General features: G+C 60.5%; 19 protein-coding genes, 1 other RNA gene and 1 pseudogene. 15 read left to right on the top strand and 6 right to left on the bottom strand.

Translation table 11 applies throughout. The features are described 5' to 3' along the window. A partial coding sequence (locus FME68_RS12605) for a DUF4232 domain-containing protein (protein WP_195914120.1) occupies window positions 1-583 on the bottom strand: 583 nt, incomplete at its 3' end. A 25-nt stretch (window positions 584-608) separates the two neighbouring features. Then, window positions 609-1037: an NUDIX hydrolase gene (locus tag FME68_RS12610; RefSeq protein ID WP_158397757.1), complete on the bottom strand. Its 429-nt coding sequence runs from the start codon at window positions 1035-1037 to the stop codon at window positions 609-611. Window positions 1038-1223: 186 nt separating this feature from the next. On the opposite strand from FME68_RS12610, the gene FME68_RS12615 reads away from it, so the two are divergent. Further along, entirely contained in the window at window positions 1224-2426 is a 1203-nt protein-coding gene (locus tag FME68_RS12615) for a S1 family peptidase (RefSeq protein ID WP_158397758.1), read from the top strand. A 130-nt stretch (window positions 2427-2556) separates the two neighbouring features. Here FME68_RS12615 and hisN read toward each other — a convergent pair whose 3' ends face one another. Then, a complete protein-coding gene (gene hisN / locus FME68_RS12620) occupies window positions 2557-3330 on the bottom strand; it encodes a histidinol-phosphatase (RefSeq protein WP_070701006.1) in 774 nt (257 codons plus the stop codon). Continuing rightward, entirely contained in the window at window positions 3323-4150 is an 828-nt protein-coding gene (locus FME68_RS12625) for an inositol monophosphatase family protein (RefSeq protein ID WP_158397759.1), read from the bottom strand. The genes hisN and FME68_RS12625 overlap by 8 nt, the downstream gene beginning before the upstream one ends. Window positions 4151-4219: 69 nt before the next feature. On the opposite strand from FME68_RS12625, the gene prfB reads away from it, so the two are divergent. The 5 genes from prfB to FME68_RS12650 are packed head-to-tail and all read left to right on the top strand — an operon-like array spanning window position 4220 to window position 7877. Continuing rightward, window positions 4220-5326, top strand: a complete 1107-nt coding sequence (gene prfB, locus FME68_RS12630; RefSeq protein ID WP_070821264.1) for a peptide chain release factor 2 — start codon at window positions 4220-4222, stop codon at window positions 5324-5326. A gap of 33 nt (window positions 5327-5359) precedes the next feature. Beyond that, window positions 5360-6049 (top strand): cell division ATP-binding protein FtsE, encoded by a 690-nt coding sequence (gene ftsE / locus FME68_RS12635; RefSeq protein ID WP_049156155.1) that lies wholly within the window; start codon window positions 5360-5362, stop codon window positions 6047-6049. Then, window positions 6050-6952, top strand: coding sequence for a permease-like cell division protein FtsX (gene ftsX / locus FME68_RS12640; RefSeq protein WP_328287855.1), 903 nt, complete (start codon window positions 6050-6052; stop codon window positions 6950-6952). Between the two features lie 54 nt (window positions 6953-7006). Beyond that, window positions 7007-7510 (top strand): SsrA-binding protein SmpB, encoded by a 504-nt coding sequence (smpB, locus tag FME68_RS12645; RefSeq protein ID WP_046647497.1) that lies wholly within the window; start codon window positions 7007-7009, stop codon window positions 7508-7510. Window positions 7511-7520: 10 nt separating this feature from the next. After that, window positions 7521-7877 carry a DUF488 domain-containing protein gene (locus tag FME68_RS12650; RefSeq protein ID WP_158397761.1) on the top strand — a complete coding sequence of 119 codons (357 nt, stop codon included), beginning with the start codon at window positions 7521-7523 and terminating at the stop codon, window positions 7875-7877. Here the strand turns inward: FME68_RS12650 and FME68_RS12655 are convergent. Continuing rightward, window positions 7874-9145: an SLC5/6 family protein gene (locus FME68_RS12655; RefSeq protein WP_328287856.1), complete on the bottom strand. Its 1272-nt coding sequence runs from the start codon at window positions 9143-9145 to the stop codon at window positions 7874-7876. The genes FME68_RS12650 and FME68_RS12655 overlap by 4 nt on opposite strands. Before the next feature lie 211 nt (window positions 9146-9356). Between FME68_RS12655 and ssrA the strand changes: the two genes are divergently transcribed. Next, window positions 9357-9736, top strand: a transfer-messenger RNA (tmRNA) gene (gene ssrA / locus FME68_RS12660). A 59-nt stretch (window positions 9737-9795) separates the two neighbouring features. Here the strand turns inward: ssrA and FME68_RS12665 are convergent. Continuing rightward, the gene (locus FME68_RS12665) at window positions 9796-10863 is read right to left on the bottom strand and encodes an LLM class flavin-dependent oxidoreductase (RefSeq protein ID WP_158397762.1); all 1068 of its coding nucleotides are present in this window, start codon (window positions 10861-10863) and stop codon (window positions 9796-9798) included. Between the two features lie 202 nt (window positions 10864-11065). Here FME68_RS12665 and FME68_RS12670 point away from each other — a divergent pair, with 202 nt between their 5' ends. From FME68_RS12670 to FME68_RS12705, 8 genes and pseudogenes are all read left to right on the top strand, one after another. Next, on the top strand, window positions 11066-11716 hold the full coding sequence (locus tag FME68_RS12670) for a DJ-1/PfpI family protein (RefSeq protein WP_144014148.1): 651 nt from the start codon (window positions 11066-11068) through the stop codon (window positions 11714-11716). A gap of 193 nt (window positions 11717-11909) precedes the next feature. Beyond that, a complete protein-coding gene (locus FME68_RS12675) occupies window positions 11910-12383 on the top strand; it encodes a GNAT family N-acetyltransferase (protein ID WP_268865450.1) in 474 nt (157 codons plus the stop codon). Between the two features lie 299 nt (window positions 12384-12682). Next, window positions 12683-14353 carry an AbgT family transporter gene (locus FME68_RS12680; protein WP_158397764.1) on the top strand — a complete coding sequence of 557 codons (1671 nt, stop codon included), beginning with the start codon at window positions 12683-12685 and terminating at the stop codon, window positions 14351-14353. 4 nt (window positions 14354-14357) lie between these two features. Continuing rightward, a complete protein-coding gene (locus FME68_RS12685) occupies window positions 14358-15713 on the top strand; it encodes a M20 family metallopeptidase (protein ID WP_158397765.1) in 1356 nt (451 codons plus the stop codon). Between the two features lie 174 nt (window positions 15714-15887). Then, entirely contained in the window at window positions 15888-16919 is a 1032-nt protein-coding gene (locus FME68_RS12690; protein ID WP_070444168.1) for a siderophore ABC transporter substrate-binding protein, read from the top strand. A gap of 41 nt (window positions 16920-16960) precedes the next feature. Continuing rightward, entirely contained in the window at window positions 16961-17956 is a 996-nt protein-coding gene (locus FME68_RS12695; protein ID WP_439329120.1) for an ABC transporter permease, read from the top strand. Between the two features lie 35 nt (window positions 17957-17991). Continuing rightward, the gene (locus tag FME68_RS12700) at window positions 17992-19011 is read left to right on the top strand and encodes an iron chelate uptake ABC transporter family permease subunit (RefSeq protein ID WP_328287857.1); all 1020 of its coding nucleotides are present in this window, start codon (window positions 17992-17994) and stop codon (window positions 19009-19011) included. Next, window positions 19008-19762, top strand: a pseudogene (locus FME68_RS12705) (iron ABC transporter ATP-binding protein). Before FME68_RS12700 ends, FME68_RS12705 begins: the two are co-directional and overlap by 4 nt. The last annotated feature ends 242 nt before the right edge of the window (window positions 19763-20004 follow it).

A 20004-nucleotide genomic window follows, 5' to 3' on the forward strand; every position in this document is an offset into this window, starting at 1 on the left:
TACACACGCAAGCCGTCGGCTGTCTGGGGCTGGCAGGAAGCGGGGTCGAGGACGCAACGTTGGTCATCTTGAGGCCCGCGCGGGCCGACTGGCCGGGCTGAAGCGTGACGGTTGTTGCTTCCTTGCCGGTTTCGCGCACGGCGGCAGCGCCAAGCTGGGTGCCGTCGTCGTTGGCGACGGCGGAAACACCGGGGAAGCCGTGCAAGGTGCAGGGCTCGGAAGACGTATTGGTGAAGGTGATGTCCGCTAAAAGTGAACCGGCCGCGCCTTGCTCGTTGGCTAGGCCGATATCGAGCTGGGCCGTTGCGCAGGATTCGTTGCCAGCTGCGGCCGGGTCGGTGTTCTGAGTCGATTCAGCGTCGTCGCCTGCCGCAGGCTGGGAGTCCTCTGGAGCCGGAGCATCGACCGCGGACGATTGCGGAGCCGCGGGTGCTGGAGCACCGGATTCGGCGTCGGCGGCCTGGGTGGTTGTAGGGGAGACGTCGGAAAGCGTGGCGTCGGTGCTGTCATCGGTGGCGCAGCCGGCCAGCGCAAGGGCAAGAGAACCGGCGGCGAGAACGGGGAGTAGTCGCTGCGTATTCATGGGGTGGAGTCTAAAGCTTGGGAGGCTAGAGTTCCTGCAAGGCGGGGAATACCCTCTCTTTGAGTAACGGGGCGACATCGACATCCGGGGCGGCCGGATCGACCCACGCCAGCTCAGCGATCTCCTTATCCGGGTGTGCCACGGAGATTTCTTCTTCGTAGACATAGACGTGTGCGTGGATGGTCTGTGGGGCGTCGTTGGCGGCCGGGGAGATGTAGGTGGCAAGCCGTCGCAGTTTGGACATATCGACCACGGCACGTATGGCCTCGTGAGCAATGAGCTGGGCCGCGCGGGCGGGATTGATCATGTCATCGATGGAGCCGAAAGGCAGGACGAATTCTGGGGTGGAGGTGATGCGGAGGACTAGCACGCGGCCGTGGGTATCACGTAGGACAACGGCGACAATTTCCTCAATGTCTGCAGCGGGTGAAGGAGAATTGGAGGTCTCAGACATGCCTCCATAGTAGGGCCGCGCCGGGGCGGGGAGGCGGTGAAAGAAGAGAGGGGGCACCCGAAAACTGTCAGTAATGTAACGGGTTGGACACAGTCTCACACGTTAGAAACGGCCGCTTCGATGCGCGTGCCATCATGGGTAGGTCTTATAGACCAATACGAGAAGAAGTGAAAGAGGAATTGCTCAATGCGAAAAATTCCGCACCTTAAGAAAGTCCTCGTGGGCTCGGCTTTCGCAGGTGCGTTCTTCCTGGGTAACCCAGCGGCGGGTGCCCAGGAGCTCCCCACCATCCCGGAGATCGATTCGGCTGGTTTTGTTGACCAAGTGCGCGCGGACTTGAAGTCCGTTGGTATTGAGACCAAGCCTGTGGACGCAGCGCTGACCGACGCCGTCGACACCGCCGTCAACGGTGCCGCCGCAGCAGCATCGAAGGATGTGAACCAGGCGGTCGAAGGAGCCGTGAACTCTCCTGCGGTGCAGCGCGTCGCGGAGCAGGCGAACCTGCAGACGCAGCTGCCGGCCCCGTCCGAGCAGCAGGATTATGCCGGCGCTGATGCCATCACGGGTGAACCGCTGACGAACCCGACTCCCATCGGGTTGCTGGAGGAGGCCACGCAGCCGGAGTTCGTGCCCCAGGGCACTGATCCGAACTACGTGTGGAAGAACGACCTGTTCTCCAAGATTGCGGCCGGTAAACCGCACGCGGACTATGTTCTGCACCGGGTACCCGGCTCCTTCTACGATGCACCCCAGATTCCCGAGGAATCTAATGTTGCGATGACTGAAGGAAAGTCGCTGTATGGCCCGGGTACCCCGCTGTACATCCGTGAGGACACCATGTGCACGCTGACGGCTGCTGGCATGGATGCTGAAGGTCGCAAGGTCGGCATTACCGCCGGTCACTGCGGCAACGTGGGTGATCCGGTGTCGTCGGCGGACTCCTGGCAGGTAGGTCCCACTGGCACCGTGGTGTCCAAGAACGCGCAGCTGGACTACTCGCTCATCGAGTTCGGCTCCCAGGCAGAGGTGACCCGCAGCTACAACGGTGTGACCGCGTACGGGATCGGTGGGTCCACCCAGCCGGGTGACATCACCTGCAAGCGCGGCGTGGCTACCGGCCGCACCTGTGGCATGACCTTCCAGCACAGCCAGAAAATCACCATCAACCAGGTGTGCGCCATGGTTGGAGATTCCGGTGCGCCGGTCTTCCACAATGGCCGCATTGTCGGATCGGTATCCCGCGGTCTGATTCCGGGGCTGCCGTCCTGCCGCACCCCGTGGCAGGGTGCACTGCACAACCCGACGGTCGTGTCCAACACCGATGCCATCATCGCGGATTTGAACCGCCGCGAGGGCGTGGGTTCCGGATTCACGATTCCGGAGAACTAGAAGTACGTTTCTAACATTTAAGGCCCCAGATCGTTAAAGATCTGGGGCCTTATTTGATCGAAATGACCTGCGGAGTGCGGTTCGCAGTTCGGCGCTAGGCTGCGGCACCGGCGTGCGGCGCCGCACGGCGCTAGGAGAGGGCGCTGAGGGCGGCGTCGTGAAGCTTGCCGTTGGAGGCCAGCGCTGAGCCGCCGTGGGGGCCGTCTTCGCCGCGGACGTTGGTGAAGCGGCCGCCCGCCTCGGTCACGAGGAGTGCCGGGGCGGCCAAGTCCCACAGGGAAACCTCCGGCTCGGCGGCGATATCGACGGCGCCTTCGGCCACGAGGCAGTAGTTCCAGAAGTCGCCGTAGCCGCGCAAACGCCAGACCTTGTCCGTGAATGAGATGAAAGCGTCGCGGTTCGGCTGCCACCCAGACAAGGAGCTCATGGACAGGGAGGCATCCTCCAGTTTGGAGACCTCGGAAACGCGTAGGCGCTTCGGTTCGCCACCGAAGACGCGGTAGGCGCCGCCGCCCTTGGCTGCGTACCAGCGGCGGCGCAGGGCGGGGGCGGAGACGACGGAGACCACCGGCTCGCCGTCTTCCAGTAGCGCGATGAGGGTGGCCCAGACGGGAACGCCGCGGACGAAGTTTTTCGTGCCGTCGATAGGGTCGATAACCCACTGGCGGCCCTCGAAGCAGGCCTCGCCACCAAACTCTTCACCCAGCACCTCATCGCGCGGGCGCGAGCGTTTCAGCGCCTCGCGGATGGCCTTTTCGCAGGCCAGGTCGGCGTCGGAGACCGGGGTCATGTCCGGCTTTTCCTTGACGGACAGGTCCGCAGCCTCAAAGCGGTGCATCGTGATGGCGTCCGCGTGGCCTGCCATCTCCAGTGCCAGGCCGAGGTCTTCTTTGTACTTACCCACGAAGCCATTCCTCCATCTGATCAACTACCTGTTTATTACCCGCGATACACCATTCCACACCGCCGGCCTCAACCTTGCGCGCCGCGCCGCCCGCGGCCAGCACTAGCGCCTGGCCGGGATACCAATCCCAATCCTTAACTGAGTGCTGCATCCAGGCACCCCACGTGCCATCCGCCACGCAGGAGAGATCCACGGAACCCGCCCCCAGCATGCGCACGGTGGCAAAGTGTGGTGCCACCTTCTCCCACGCGGCGGCGATGTTCGGGTCGGTCATGGACGTAGGGTGCAGGTACGTCGACAAGCACAGTTTGTCGGCGGGGGCATCGCTGAGCTTGGCGACGTCCTTGCCGTCCAAGCTCGTGGTGTGGTCGCGGCCGCCGAACCAGGTATAACCCATGGCGGGGCGGTGGACGGCGCCGAGGACGACCCCATCAGCGTCGACAAGCGCGAGCGCAGAGCACCAATAGTCGGAGCCCGAGGCGAAGTTGTAGGTGCCGTCGACGGGGTCGATGACCCACGTGCGGCCGGACTTCGACTCGCGGTTCGCGCCCTCCTCGCCCACGATGCCGTCCTCGCCGCGCAGGGCCTCGAGCACGCCGGCGACGAAACGCTCGGCGGCGAAGTCGGCGTCGGTGACGACATCGGAGACGGAGGTCTTTTGCTCGATGTCTACTCCCTGCTCGCGCAGGCGCCAGGCCAGGCGGCCGGCGTTATAGACAAGCGCCTGGGCAAGGTGAGCGTCGGTATCGTCCGCGTGGGCAACGATGAAGGTCTTGATGATGGCATCGATCATCTCGGTGAGGCTTGGCTGGTCACTCATGCCGCCTATTGTCGCGCTAAACGCGGCCGATGGCTAATCAGAGAGAAAGAATAAGTAGAGTAGGGGGCTATGCGTCCGGAACAAACAGCACGACTTGAGGAACTCAGCGCCACCTTGACCTCCATTGAAAAGGTGATGGACCCGGAGGCGGTGTCCGAGCGCGTGCGCGAGCTCGAGGCCCAGGCGGGGGACCCGTCGCTGTGGGATGACCCCGACCATGCTCAGAAGGTGACCTCGGAGCTGTCGGCGCAGCAGGCAAAGCTGCGCAAGTTACAGTCCCTGCGCGGGCGGATTGAGGATCTGCCGGTGATGGCGGAGCTGGCGGAAGAAGAAGGCGATGAGGCCTCCCAGGAACTCGTCGACACAGAGTTGAAGGAGCTTGGCGCCGCCATCGAATCGCTCGAGGTGACCACCATGCTCTCTGGCGAGTATGACCAGCGCGAAGCGGTGATTAACATCCGCTCCGGTGCCGGTGGTGTGGATGCCGCGGACTGGGCGGAGATGCTCATGCGCATGTACACGCGCTGGGCGGAAAAGCACGGCCACAAAGTCGATGTCTACGACATTTCCTATGCCGAGGAGGCTGGTATTAAGTCCGCGACCTTCGTGGTGCATGGCGAATACATGTATGGCCAGCTCTCCGTGGAGCAGGGCGCGCACCGCCTCGTGCGCATCTCGCCTTTTGATAACCAAGCCCGCCGCCAGACCTCCTTCGCAGAGGTCGAGGTGCTGCCGGTGGTGGAGCAGACCGACTCCATCGAGGTACCAGATTCGGAGGTGCGCGTGGATGTCTACCGCTCTTCGGGCCCCGGTGGTCAGTCGGTGAACACGACGGATTCGGCGGTGCGCCTGACACACATCCCGACCGGCATCGTGGTGACCTGTCAGAATGAGAAGTCCCAGATCCAGAACAAGGCCTCTGCCATGCGCGTGCTGCAGGCGAAGCTGCTGGAGCGCAAGCGCCAGGAGGAGCGCGCGGAGCTCGATGCACTGGGCGCGGGTGGCAATGCCTCCTGGGGCAACCAGATGCGTTCCTATGTGCTGCATCCGTACCAGATGGTCAAGGATCTGCGCACTAACTATGAGGTAGGAGACCCTTCCAAGGTATTGGATGGGGATATCGATGGCTTCCTGGAATCCGGGATCCGGTGGCGCATGGCGCAGCAGGAGCCCTAGGCCCGAGTAACAAATGTTGCTAATGTGGCTTAAGTGATCACTTTCGAGAATGTGTCCAAGGTCTATTCGACCTCCACTAGGCCCGCGCTGGACAAGGTGTCCTTTGAGATAGAAGACGGAGAATTCGTCTTCCTCATTGGTCCCTCCGGCTCCGGTAAGTCGACCTTCCTCCAGCTCATGGTGCGCGAGACCAATGTCAGCTCGGGGGATATTTATTTCGGGGACTTCCACGTCAACACGCTGAAAGGCCGCGAGGTCAACCGCTTGCGTCAGTCCATCGGCTACGTTTTCCAGGACTTTCGCCTGCTGCCCAAGCTGAACGTTTATGACAACGTGGCTTTTGCCTTGGAAGTCATCGGCAAGCGCAAGGCGCGGATTGCCAAGCAGGTCCCCGAGGTTCTCGACATGGTCGGCCTCGGCGCCAAGCAGCACCGCATGCCGCATGAGCTCTCAGGCGGCGAGCAGCAGCGCGTGGCGATTGCGAGGGCCTTTGTTAACCGTCCCAAGCTGCTGCTTGCCGACGAACCGACGGGCAACCTTGATCCCTCCACGGCTGCGGAGATCATGTCGCTGCTCACCAAGATCAACCGTCGCGGGACGACAATCGTGATGTCGACGCATAACGCGCGCGCGGTCAACGAGGCCCGCCAGCGCGTCATTGAGCTACACAACGGCACGCTCGTGCGCGATGAGAAGAATGCGATGTATGGGGAGGCGGTTTAGGTGAATCTGGGCTTTGTTTTTAGAGAGGCTTTCAAGGGGCTTGGGCGCAATATCACCATGACCATCGCCATGGTGATTACCACGGCCATTTCGGTGGCCCTGGTGGTGGCCGGTGTTCTGGTGACCCAGATGACCAACGAGACCAAAGACATCTACCTCGAGCGCGTCGAGGTCATGGTCCAGCTCAACGAAGATATTTCCGCGAACGATCCGGAGTGCAAGGACTCTGCCTGCGCGGGGCTAAGGAAGAAGCTGGAAGCGGATGAAGACATCGAGTCTGTGAGCTACCGCAACCGTGCGGATTCTTATGAGCGCTTCGTGGAGTTGTTCAAGGAAACCGATCCAGTCATGGTTGAGGAGACATCCCCGGATGCGCTGCCGGCGGCCTTCCATGTGCGGCTGAAGGATCCGACGGATACCGCGCCTATCGACGCCATCGCGTCCGACCCCGCCGTCAGCGACATCATCGATCAGCAGGAGGAGGTGCGCAGCGCCGCCGGCAACCTCGACGCCATCCGGAATGCCACCTTCGTCCTGGCAGCGGTCATGGCGCTGGCCGCCATCATGCTGATTGCGAACATGGTGCAGATCGCCGCTTACCAGCGCCAGCGAGAGACCGCGATCATGCGCATCGTTGGCGCGTCGCGGTGGGTGACCCATGCCCCCTTCATCATGGAAGCGGTCCTCGGTGCTGTCGGCGGCGTCGTCCTCGCCGGGGTGGGCGTCATCGTGGGAAAGAACACCGTGATCGATCCCGCGCTGAAGGACCTGTACCACAACCAGCTGCTGGCCCCTGTGACGTCTGGGGACGTGTGGACGGCTCTGCCCATCGTGGGGCTCGTGGCAATCCTGTGCGCTGCACTGACCGCGCAGGTGACCATGCGCGCCTACGTGCGGACATAGGTCAACAGGCCCGTTGTGGGTTGTGCCTGGCAGTAGCGTAATATAGTCCGAACTATGGCGAAGAAGGCAAAGAAGAAAAAGGCGGCCGTCGACAATAACTCGACCTTGGCCACCAACCGACGTGCCCGCCACGACTACACCATTCTCGACACCCTAGAATGCGGCATGGTGCTCGTGGGCACCGAGATTAAGTCGATGCGCGAAGGCAAAATCTCCTTGGCAGACGCCTTCGCCACCATCGACGACGGCGAGGTCTACATCCGCAACCTCCACATCCCGGAGTATTCCCAGGGTACGTGGACGAACCACTCACCCAAGCGCACACGTAAGCTGCTGCTGCACCGCCGGGAGATTGACAAGCTTATGGGCCAGGTGCGCGATGGCAATAAGACGCTGATTCCGCTCAAGGTGTACCTGAAGAATGGCCGCGCCAAGTGCGAGCTCGGCTTGGCCAAGGGTAAGCAGGACTATGACAAGCGCGAAGCAATCAAGCGCCGTGACCAGGACCGCGACATCACCCGCGAGCTCGGGCGCCGCGTAAAGGGGATCAACGCCTAACCTGGGAGCCATGATTTATACGGCCAAGGTTCATGACGTTATTCGGAGTGATGAAAAGCCGCGCGGGGTAGCGGTGCTCGTCGATAAGCTCTGGCCCCGTGGCGTGGCCAAAGAACGTCTCTCGTATGACCACTGGTTCAAGGATGTCGCGCCCAGTCCGGGGTTGCGTAAGTGGTGGGGGCACGAGGCTGACACCTTCGAGGAATTTGCCCGGCGCTACCGTGCGGAGCTCGACGAGAACGACGGCGAAGAGCTGGAAGAACTACGCCAGCTTGCTGCGGCTGGCGACGTCACCCTCCTCTTCGCCGCCAAGGACCGCGAGATCAACCACGCCACTGTGTTGAAGGCGTGGTTGGAGGAACGCTAGCCGATGAGGCTCCACACAGTCGCTCCCACGGCAATGAGGCCGGTGATGACGACGAAGACGTTGCTGGGGCGGCCGCGGAATTGCTTGAGGGCATCGATGCGGTGGATGGCATACATCGGCAGCAGGTAGAGGATCGAGGCGATGAAGGGGCCGCCGATGGCTTCGATAAGCCCCAGAATCGACGGATCGATGATCGCGACAACCCACGCGGCCACGAAGATGATGCCGTGCATGATGGAATTGAGCTGCTTTTCCGAGAGCTTTGCCGTAGCGCGCGGTGCGGCGCTGCGCAGCAGGAAGTTGCCGCCTTCGGTAGCTCCCAGGACGTGGCCGAAGTAGGAGGAGATGATGGCAATCATCGCGATGATGGGGGAGAGGAAGGCCAAGACCGGAACACCGGTGACGTTGGCCAGGTAGGACAGAACCGGCAAGTTCTGTTCGCGGGCTTCGGTGAGGCCGTCCGCGCCGAGAGTCAGCGTGCAGGACCACACGAAGAACATGGTGAACACGGTGAGCAGAATGGCGGTCAGCGCCAGCGCGCGCGAGGCGTTCTCGGAGCTCTTTTCGCGGCCGTGTGCGGCAACCATGGCCAAGGAGAACTGGGAAATAGCGGGGGAGTGGTTGAAGGAGAAGACCAGCACGGGGATGATGAGAGCGACGGAGCCGACGATGCGCCAATCATTGTTGCCTACCTCCATGAAGGAGGCGATATCCCAGCGCGGGATGAGGTAGATGGACAGCGCGCCGAGGCAGAAGATCAGCGGGTAGACCAGAAACTGTGTCACGGCGAGCACGATGCGTTGACCAAAGGCGAAGACGATGGTCATAAAACCCACGAGAACGAACGCGAGGAGCGGGCGCGGAAACGTTGGTCCATTCAGCTGGTTGACGATGAAGCTGTTAACCGTGTTGGTAATCGACACGCCATAAATCAGGACGATGGGGAAGATAGCGCAGAAATAAACCACCGAAATGATAAAACCTGCGCTTTTGCCGAAATAGTCCGTGACCACTGCGGTGATGTCCTCACCCTGGCGAGGTGACGCACAAATCATGCGGGCGAGTCCGCGGTGGGAGAAGTATGTCATCGGGCCGATGAGAAGGGTGGCCACGAGGAGGGGCCAGAAGCCGAAACTGCCCGCGTTGATGGGGAGGAACAAAATGCCAGCGCCCACGGCGGTGCCGAAGAGCGAGATGGCCCATTCGGTGTTGCTTGCTGGGCGTTTAGCGTCTTCCGGGGAGCTAGTGGTTTCGGTATGTGTGCTCACTTTGCAGCCTTTAACAAAGTAGGGGGATAGGACTCACACACCTTAACAGCGTTTAAGTAGATGTTAATCACAAGGGGGTGCTTATGAAAGCTATACCTCACGTGGCCTGCGGCGGAGCTTGCGGGAATAGGGGCGGGTGCAGTAGCGTTGAACAAACCGTAGGGCGCATAAAGATGCGTTCTGCGCAGCTTTCACAGCAATGTGTAATCGAGGGGTCGACTTGGTTTCGACTTCGTACATTGAGCCAGGGGAAGCGTGCCGGTGCAGGCTAGAGACCACCGTTAAGCGTCGTAGCGACCAATAAACGCAGAGAAGAACTCTCAGCGTGACTACGCCCTCGCTGCCTAATTACAGCGACGCGTGTCTGTCAGCCTAGGTTTGGTTCCTGACCTAGATCCTGGCATCGACTAGGGAACTTGCCTGACCGGTTTGTTGTTCGGCCGGTTGGGGACTTTTAGAGCAACTGGGCCCATCATCCGGAGCGAGTTTGCCCGAGCCGGAGGGCCGAGTAGAGATCCTGTGCAGACTGCGCACGGAGAAGCCCTGGCGAGGTGACGAAGGACCCGGGTTCAATTCCCGGCGGCTCCACTGAATGGCAAGAAACCCGCTGGTCATAACGACCAGCGGGTTTCTTGTGTAAAAGGGGCGGATTAGTCGATCGGATAGCCGGTGACCGGGCCCTCGGTATTCGGCTGCCAGCCCAGCGCAGGGGCGACATGGGTTGCGAAGTTTTCTAGAATCTTCACGTTGACGTCCGCACCCATGCCGGTCGGGATGGTGATCAGCAGGGTGTCGGCGGACATCACGGCCGGGTCGGCCTTGAGCTGCTCGATGAGCTTGTCAGGCTCGGCGGCATACGTGCGGCCGAAGGTGGAAGCACCGGCGTCGGGCAGCACGCCCACTTGGTCTGAGCCGGAGGCGTGCATGCCGAAACGTTGCATATCGGCGCCGTCCACGATGGGGAAGATGGAGCGGGAGACGGACACGCGCGGGGTCCAGTCGTGGCCCGCTTCCTTCCACGCCGCCCGGTAGCGGCTGATTTGGTCCGCCTGGATCTCACCCAAGGTCGCGGCGGTGGTCTCGGAAACCAGGGTGGAAGACATCAAGTTCAGCCCGTCCTTCGCGGTCTGCTCTGCCGAAGTGTGAGTGCCGGAGCCGTAGAAGATGTGCTTGCGCAGCTCAGATGCCGTGGGGAAGACGGGGAGGGTGGAGCCTGGCTGAAACATATTTGGGTACTGGCGGTCTAGGGGTGCGGCGGTGGCAAACCCGTTGCCGTCTACCGCGGCCATGAACGCCTCGAGGTGGGCGCGCGCCACGTCCGCGCCGTTGGGGGCCTCGCCCTTGTAGCCGAAAGCCTCCCAACCGCGCTCGGCAACTTCCGGGGCACCGCGCGAGACGCCCAAGGCCACGCGGCCGCCGGAGAGCTGGTAGAGGGATGCGGCCTCTTCGGCGAGGTAAAGCGGGTTTTCGTAGCGCATGTCAATCACGCCGGTGCCTACCTCGATGTTCTTGGTGGTGGCGGCGACTGCGCCGAGTAGCGGCATGGGGGCTGAGGCTTGCGGTACGAAGTGGTGGACGCGGAAAGACGCGTTGTTCACACCGATCTCATCTGCAGCCTGGGCGATTTCCAGGTGAATCTTCGCGACTTTTTCCGCGGACGGGCCGCGCTGGTGTCCGAATGCGTAGTGGCCAAAGCTTAAGAATCCGAATGCTTTCATTGGTCAAACACTCCTATTGGTGACGTATCAACAACCAGGGTAGCGCCCCATCAGCAGATTGTCACGGTCTAAGGCTGCTCCGCCAAAATCCCCAGTTAGAAAGCGTTCTATCTGGGGTCTCTTCGTGTGTGGAGCCGCCGGGAATTGAACCCGGGTCCCAGATGCTCGTCCGTGCTCATAGGGCCTGCTTTAGGATGGCCGCATGGATACCGAATCTCTCCGCATCGCTGTCGTCTTGTTTGAAGGCTTTGAGCTTCTCGACGTCTTCGGACCCGTCCAGCTGCTTCAAGCGGTGCCTGACATCACCGTGGTTTTCGCCGGGCCGACGGGCGAGCCAGTTGCAAGCTCGCAGGGCGTGGAAGTGGTGCCGACGATTTCTTATGGGCAGATTGGGCCGACCGACGCTCTCCTCGTTCCCGGCGGTAAAGGAACCCGGCAGCTCGTAGGGGACGAATCTTTTCTGTCGTGGCTTCGTGGGTTGGGCGCACAAGCACCGTGGGTTGCCTCCGTGTGCACGGGTTCTGCGGTCTTGGCGGCAGCGGGGCTTTTGGAAGGCTACGCCGCGACGAGCAACAAGCGTGCCTTTGCGTGGGCGAGCTCCTTCGGGGAGTCCGTGATTTGGAAGCCCAAGGCGCGGTGGGTGCAGGACCGTAATCGGTGGACTTCCTCAGGCGTGGCGGCGGGGATGGATATGACGGTCGCACTCATTGAGTACCTCAGCTCCGAAGCTGTTGCCATCGACGCTGCCAGCTTTGCGGAATACGAGCCGCATCGCGATTGCGAGTGGGATCCTTTCGCGCGGCTTTATGGACTGGTGCCCTCGAGCGTTGACGACGCTGAATGCGGGGAGTGACGTCTGGGAAGCCGACGACGCTCACGGTAGATAAGGTGCTAAAAACGGTCGATTTTGGGCCACTATTTACCGTGAGTGTAGCGATGGGTGAAAAGCGCTCTTGGTGAGAGGGCGCTCGGAACTTCGTCGTCAGCAGAAGCGTTAATGTTCTAGTGACTGATCGAATCTTGCGTGGTGAACTATGGCGATAAAGATGCCTATCGACTTAAGGCCGCTTCGTGTCGAGGATGCTACCGAGATGGCTACTGTGCTTTCCAGCCGTGCCCTGTACACGTTTACGGGTGGTGAGCCGCCTTCTGCTGATGAGCTTGCGCGACGGTACGCGTTCCAAACCCGAGGCGGCTCGAGCGACGGTACCGAAGAATGGATCAATCTCATCGTCACCCTCGGTTCGAGTAAGCAACCGATAGGTTACGTCCAGGCGACTGTGCCCCGCAGCGGTGATGCGACGGAGATCGCATGGGTGATTGGGAAACAGTGGCAAGGGCACGGATACGCCAAGGAAGCTGTGAAACTGCTTAGCGCTTATCTTGCGGAGCGAGGCATTACGCATCTCATCGCTCATATCCATCCCGAGCACTTAGCCTCACAGCATGTCGCTGCCTATGTAGGGATGAGCCCCACGGCACAGGTCGTTGACGGCGAAGTCCGTTGGGAGCGCAGATAGTCTCCAACGAAATCGTGAAAAGCGAGCATCATTGCCAACTCAGGGCTAATGGACACCTCTCAGTGTCGTTTACGGTAGATAAGGTGCTAAAAACGGTCGATTTTGGGCCACTATTTGCAGTGAGCGTAATCAGAATCCCGTGAGGGGTGTAGGGGCGTGGGGCGAAAGCGGAGTAGGGCTGGCCGGGAAAATGTGACGAAGAAGGAAAATATTTGTTACCCAAGTTACATTCCCGTGGTAGCCTTTCTCCAACAGTGTGACGTGGAGCACTGGGACTGACCCCTACGACAGGAGTACCCATGAACAGCCCATCCAATACGGCGTCGAAAGGCGGCGCCGGCACCACGGAGAAGTCGAAAGCAAATCCCGCCAAGGCCGAGCAAAAATCGAGCCAACAGTCCGGCGGGGGAATGCTGGATAAGTTTCTCAACGGCGTCGAGTACGTCGGCAACAAGCTGCCGGAGCCCTTCACCATCTTCCTGATTCTTTTCCTCATTACCGGCGTTCTCTCCACCATCATGGCCAAGATGGGCGTGGAGATTAAGGTTCCCGGATCGGATGAGATTCAGCCGGTGAAGGGTCTCTTCACCGGTGAGGGACTGACGTGGTTCACCACGACAATGGGTGAGAACTACATCAACTTCCCGCCGCTGGTAACGGTGCTGCCCATCATGCTGGCAGTGGGCGTAGCGGAGCGTTCCGGCATGCTCTCGGCGTTGATTCGCAAGCTCTTTGGTTCCGCCAAGCCCTGGCTGCTTCCGTACGCCGTCGGCGTTATCGGCGTGACCGCCTCCGTTATGGCGGACGCAGCCTTCGTTATCGTCCCGCCGCTGGCCGCGATGGTCTTTAAGGCCGCGGGCCGTCATCCTGTCGCGGGCCTGATTGGTGGCTTCGCCGCCGTGGGTGCTGGCTATTCCACTGCCTTGGTGCCCACCTCCCTGGATGCGCTCTTTGCCGGTATTACGACCGCAGTCATGGAGACTCTGCCAAATACCGAGTTCGCACCCGTTAATGCGATGTCGAACTACTACTTCAACGTGGCTTCTTCCATCGTGCTCGGTGTGCTGGCCGGCTTCATCATCGATAAGGTCATCGAGCCGCGCATGTGGAAGCAGGAAGTCCCCACCGAGGAAGACATCGATCCCGAGGACGCTGCCGAGCGCGGTGACCGTGACGAGAACGGCGAAGAGCTCACCGCTGAGCTGCGCCCGGCCGAATCCAAGGGTCTCATCTGGTCCGGTGTGGCCACGGTCATCCTCACCGCCATCATTCTCTTCGCAGTTCTTCTGCCGGAATCGCCGTGGCGCAATGAAGAGGGCGGCTTCTTGCCCAAGTCCCCGCTGCTGAACTCCATCGTCTTTATCGTGTTCGCCTACTTCTTGGTGCTCGGCGTGGTCTACGGCAAGGTCGTCGGCACGGTCAAGGGCATCACCGATGTTGTGAACATGATGATTGGCGCGCTCAAGGACATGATGAGCTTCCTTATCCTGGCGTTCATCCTGGGCCAGTTCGTGGCTCTCTTCGCCTGGACCGGTATCGGTACCTTCACTGCGGTGAAGGGTGCTGCCTTCCTGGAATCCATCGGGTTGACGGGCTTCCCAGCTATCTTTGCCTTCATCGTCCTTGCGTCCTGCCTGAACCTGCTGATTATTTCCGGTTCTTCCATGTGGACGCTCATGGCGGCGGTCTTCGTTCCCATGTTTGCTTTGCTCGGCTATGAGCCAGCCTTTATTCAGGGCGCATTCCGCGTTGGTGATTCCGCAACCCAGATCATCACCCCGCTGAACCCGTACATGATTGTCATGCTTGGCTTCCTCCAGCGCTATGAACGCGAGGCTGGTTTGGGAACTCTGATGTCGCGCCTTGTGCCTTTCGTGGTCCCGTTCTTTACCGCATGGGCGATCTTGCTGGCCATCTGGTTCTACGTGGGCCTTCCTCTGGGACCGGGCAACAACGTCATGATTGGTTAATCGAATGGACGAACGCAACAATCCGTCGACAGCGTATCTGGAGGCGATGGAGGAGGGCGTCGCCAAGCGCGTGGCGTCCGCAGCGCCACCGGAAAAACAAGGAGAGGATTACCCAGGCCAGGACAAGCTCTGGGGCGCGGCGGCCGCACGGGCTGAGGCCTTGCGGGAGAAAGCTGCGTACATCGTCGCGGACCTGCACGCACATCCTGAAACGGCCTTCGAGGAGCATCGCTCCATGGCGGTGCTGGCAGGAATTGTGGAGGAGCATGGCTTTTCCACACGTCGCGGAGTCTATGGCGTGGAGACCGCGTTCGAAGCCTCCTGGCAGAGCGCGGATTTCGACCCCGAACGGCATCCCACCGTGGCCATCCTGGCGGAATACGATGCCCTGCCCCAGATTGGGCACGCGTGCGGGCACAACGTCATTGCCGCAGCGGGCGTTACTGGATTCTTGGCGGTTACTGCCGTGCTGGACGCCGCTCCTCCCGTGTCCGGCCGCATCCTCTTCCAGGGAACCCCGGCGGAGGAGGGCCACTCCGGCAAGGAATACATGATTCGCGGCGGAAGTCTTGAAGGCGTGGACGCCGCGGTGATGATCCATGGCTTCGGCTACGACATCGGCGCGCATGCCTGGGTGGGACGGCGCATCTTGCGTGTTCGTTATCGCGGCGTGGCCGCGCACGCCAGCTCCCAGCCCTTTATGGGGCGCAACGCCCTAGACGCTGCGAGCTTGGCCTACCAGGGGATTGGGCTTATGCGGCAGCAGATGCCGCCCTCGGATCGCGTACACGCCATCATGAGCGGTGGCGATCGGCCTTCCATCATCCCGAGCGAGGCGGAAATGACTATTTACGTGCGTTCGTTGGGAACGCGCACGCTCATGGATCTGTCCGCCAGGGTGGAAGACATCGTCCGGGGCGCTGCACTCATGGCCGGTGTTGAGGTGGACGTGGATTGGGATGAACACCCGATGACCCTGCCCGTGCGCAACAACGCGGCGCTGGTGGATCGGTGGTCGGCCACACAGGCGCGCCGAGGACGCACCGCGCTGCCCGCCGGGACGGTGCCGGATACGGTGGCGGCCTCGACCGACTTTGGCAATGTCTCTCACCTCGTGCCTGGTTTGCATCCGATGGTGAAGGTATCGCCCACCGACGTGGCCCTGCACACGGAGGACTTTGCACGCTGGGCTGCCACGCCGCAGGCGGTAGATGCGGCCGTTGATTCGGCGGCGGGTTTGGCACAGGTTGCCCTCGATTTCTTGGCGGATCCGAATTTCCGCCGCGCGGTGCGGGAGGATTTTGATAGGGAAGGGCCAGTGTCGGTGAGTGATCTCATCGCGGAGAAGGGGGAAGGCTAAGCGTAAATATTTTGTTCTAAAAGGCATGTCACGGGGTGGCAGGTGGTGGTCTCCTACCCCCGTCGTGAATTAGGAAACATAAGCGTGCTTGAAAGGTAAGACTTACTTGAGTTAGGTTAGGCGCTGTCCTTATTTGCCAACTGTGGTTAGCCACACCTAATATGCAAGGAAGCTATGTTTAACCTTTCTCGCCGTGCCTCGCGCACGACCGCCGCCAAAGTTGCCGCAACTCTCTCGGTCGCAGCGCTTGCTCTCACCGGCTGCTCTTCCAGCCAGTCTGAGGAGACCGCTGAGCCGACCGAATCCGCGGCGGCAGGCGCCTCCACCATCACCCTGGAGGATAACTTCGGCTCGAAGGAAGTCACCCTCCCGGTGGAGAACCCCGCGGTGACGGATAACCGCGCCTTCTCTATCCTGGCGCAGTGGGATATTGACCTTGCTGCTGCACCGCTGAGGCTGGTACCGAAGTCGCTGCGAGACACCTACAACAAGGACACGGTCGAGGTTGATCTGGGCTCCCACAAGGAGCCGGACCTTGAAGGTCTGGTAGCTGCAGAGCCGGACGTCGTGTGGAACGGCCAGCGCTTCGAACAGCACCAAGAGGACATTGAGAAGCTGCTCGAGGATGTCCCGGTGCTTGACTTCGAGCCGCGCGATGACGAAGACTTTTTCGACGAACTCAAGCGCCACACTGAGGCCCTGGGCCAGGTTTTCGGCCACGAAGAGGATGCTGCGAAGCTCATCGAGGATTTCGACGCCGCTGCTGAGCGCGCTAAGAAGGCCTACAACCCAGAGCAGAAGGTCATGGCTGTGAACACCTCCGGCGGTGAAATCGGCTACATCGCTCCCGGTATCGGGCGCGTGTATGGCCCGGTCTTTGAGCTGCTTGGCCTGACCCCGGCCCTGGAGGTGTCCAACGCCTCCGATGACCACGAGGGTGACGATATCTCCGTTGAGGCCATTGCCGAATCCAACCCGGATTGGATCCTCGTCATGGACCGTGATTCCGCTATCTCCAAGGAAGGCCAGGATGTCACGCCGGGCGAGAAGCTGGTCAAGGACAACGCGGCGCTCAAGAACGTTACCGCTGTGAAGGAAGGCAACGTTTACGTGGCGCCGAATGACACCTACATTGATGAGTCCATCATTACCTACACCGAGATCTTGAACGCGCTTGCCGACGCCTTCGAGAAGGCCAACGCCTAAACAACTCTCTCGGCAGCCAAGGAGGAGACTAAACCGTGACGGTGAAGAGCAGCGCTGCGGCAGAGCACTCAGCTGTCAGCCCGCGTAACTCCCGCGGACCTGTGCTGACCTGGAAGCTAGGCCTCGGCGTGCTCGGCGTCATCGCGCTGCTCCTCCTTTCCCTCATGGTGGGGGAGTACAGCATCCTCGATAATGAGGACGGCTGGTCCATGTTCTTCACCACCCGCATACCGCGAACCGTGGCGCTCGTCTTGGCGGGCGCTGCGATGGCGATGAGCGGTTTGGTCATGCAGCTGCTGACCCAAAACCGTTTCGTGGAACCCACGACGACGGGAACCACCGAGTGGGCCGGATTGGGCCTGCTCTTTTCGCTTATCCTTTTCCCGCACTCATCCGTGCTGGTGAAAATGGTCATTTCGGTTTCCTTCGCGTTTGTGGGAACCATGGTCTTCTTCGCTTTCCTTCGCCGCGTGGCGCTGCGCTCCTCACTCATCGTGCCGATCATCGGCATCATGCTGGGCGCTGTCGTTAGTGCCGTATCCTCCTATGTGGCGCTCGCCACGGATACCTTGCAGCAGCTCGGAATCTGGTTCATGGGATCCTTTACCTCTGTCTATGAGGGGCAATACGAGGTCCTATGGATCGTCCTGCTGGTTTTGCTGGCTGTGTATTTCTATGCTGACAAACTCACCGTCGCTGGGCTAGGGGAGGACATTGCCACCAATATTGGCCTGAACTACAAGCGGATGATTCTGTTGGGAACCGGGCTTATCGCGGTGGCGACGGGTGTAGTCACCGTCGTCGTTGGCTCCCTGCCGTTCCTTGGGCTCATCGTTCCCAACGTAGTGAGCATGTTGCGCGGCGATGACCTGCGCTCTAACCTCCCGTGGGTCTGCCTGCTCGGCATCGCCACGGTGACCTTGTGTGACCTCATTGGCCGCACCATTATCTCCCCGTTTGAGATGCCCGTATCAGTCATTCTGGGTGTTGTCGGTGCTATCGTATTCGTCGTCTTGATCGTGAGGTCGACCAAGTGAGTGTAAGTATCTCTATCCCTAAGACGAAGGAACCTGTGCAAACGTCACGTGCCCGGCGAAACGTGGGCAGCTTCCAGTCTGCTGCTGCGGCGCGAAAGTACTGGATCATCCTTGCAGCCTTGATCGTTGCCGGGCTGGTTTTCGCCTTCGGGCTCTTGGCCTATGACAACCCCATGGATTTTGGTACTCGCAAGTGGTGGTTGATCGCGCGTCGCCGCGCTGATGCAGTAACGGCCATGGCCATCGTCGCCGTATGCCAGGCCGTGGCCACGGTGGCTTTCCATACGGTGACGAACAACCGGATCCTTACTCCCTCCATCATGGGGTTTGAATCCCTGTACGTCGCGATTAATACAGCCACGATCTTTTTCCTTGGCGCCTCCGGCCTTACTCAGGCCCGCAACATGGGAACCTTCCTTGTACAGCTTGTGCTCATGGTGGCCCTATCCCTCGTGCTGTACTCATGGCTGCTGACCAGCCGCCGCAACAACATGCATGCGATGTTGCTGGTTGGCATCATTATTGGTGGGGGCTTGGGATCGCTGTCGACGTTTATGCAGCGCATGCTCACACCTAGTGAATTCGACGTACTCACTGCGCGGCTCTTTGGTTCCGTTAACAACGCGGAGAGTGAGTACTATCCCATCGCAGTACCGTTGGTCCTCGCGGTGACACTGCTGATATTCCTGAACTCCCGCCAGCTCAACGTGCTAGCGCTCGGGCGCGATGCCGCAACGAACCTTGGCGTTAACCACAAGGTCAATGCAATCTACACGTTGATTTTGGTCTCCATTCTGATGGCGACGAGCACCGCGCTTGTAGGGCCTATGACCTTCCTTGGCTTCCTCGTGGCCACCTTGGCTTACCAGGCGGCGGAGACGTATGACCACCGCTTTTTGTTCCCAATGGCGGTTGCCACGGCCTTTGCTGTGCTCACCGGCGCCTACTTCCTCATGCAGCACGTCTTCTACGCGCAGGGCGTGGTCTCCATCATTATTGAGCTAGTGGGCGGCAGCGTCTTCCTTCTGGTCATTCTGCGAAAGGGCAAGCTGTGATCAAGCTTTCCAATGTTTCGAAGTCCTACTCCGGCGAGACCAACATCGGTCCAATCGATTTGGAGATCCCCTCCGGCGGTATTACCGCGCTGATTGGGCCGAATGGCGCAGGCAAGTCCACGATGCTGACGATGATTGGCCGGCTTCTCGACGTCGACGAGGGCACCATCGAGGTCGCCGGTTACGACGTGTCCTCCACGAAATCGCAGGACTTGGCGAAGATCCTCTCTATCCTGCGCCAGGAGAACCACTTCATTACCAAGCTGACCGTGCGCCAGCTGGTGAGCTTCGGCCGTTTCCCTTACTCGAAGGGGCGTCTGACTGCGGAGGATGAAGAGATAGTCTCGCGCTACATTGACTTCTTCCACTTGGGTGAATTGGAGAGCCGTTACCTTGACGAGCTCTCCGGCGGCCAGCGCCAGCGCGCCTACGTGGCGATGGTGCTCTGCCAGGAGACGGACTACGTGCTTCTCGACGAGCCCCTCAACAACCTCGACATCTCACACTCCGTGGAGATGATGAAGCACCTGCGAAAGGCCGCTAAGGAATTTGGCCGGACGATCATCATCGTCCTCCATGACATCAACTTCGCTGCTCGTTATGCCGACCATATTTGTGCGGCCAAGGATGGAAGCATCGTTTCTTTCGGCAGTCCGGAGGAGATCATGCGCGATGAGATTCTCACGCCCATCTTTGAAACCCCCATCACTGTTATCGATGGCCCGGACGGCTGTTGGCCTGTTACCACTAGCTATTAGCATTCAGGTGGACTGCCCGATAGCCAGAGAACTGCCCCAGGACGAGCATCAAAAGATGCGTCTTCCTGGGGATTTGTTGTTTGTTGGGGTGTGCGTATATTTATCGAGGTCGCCGCGAGGTAGCCGGGAGGTTAACTGGTGGTAGATGTTCGGGCAATGTTTGTTCGGCGGGTTTGACTTTGGTTGAGCTTGTTGGGTAAGGTTGTTCGGGCCGCCGCAAGAGGGTTAACGTTTG

Origin of the sequence: Corynebacterium hiratae (assembly GCF_009708045.1) — a bacterium.
GTDB lineage: Bacteria > Actinomycetota > Actinomycetes > Mycobacteriales > Mycobacteriaceae > Corynebacterium > Corynebacterium hiratae.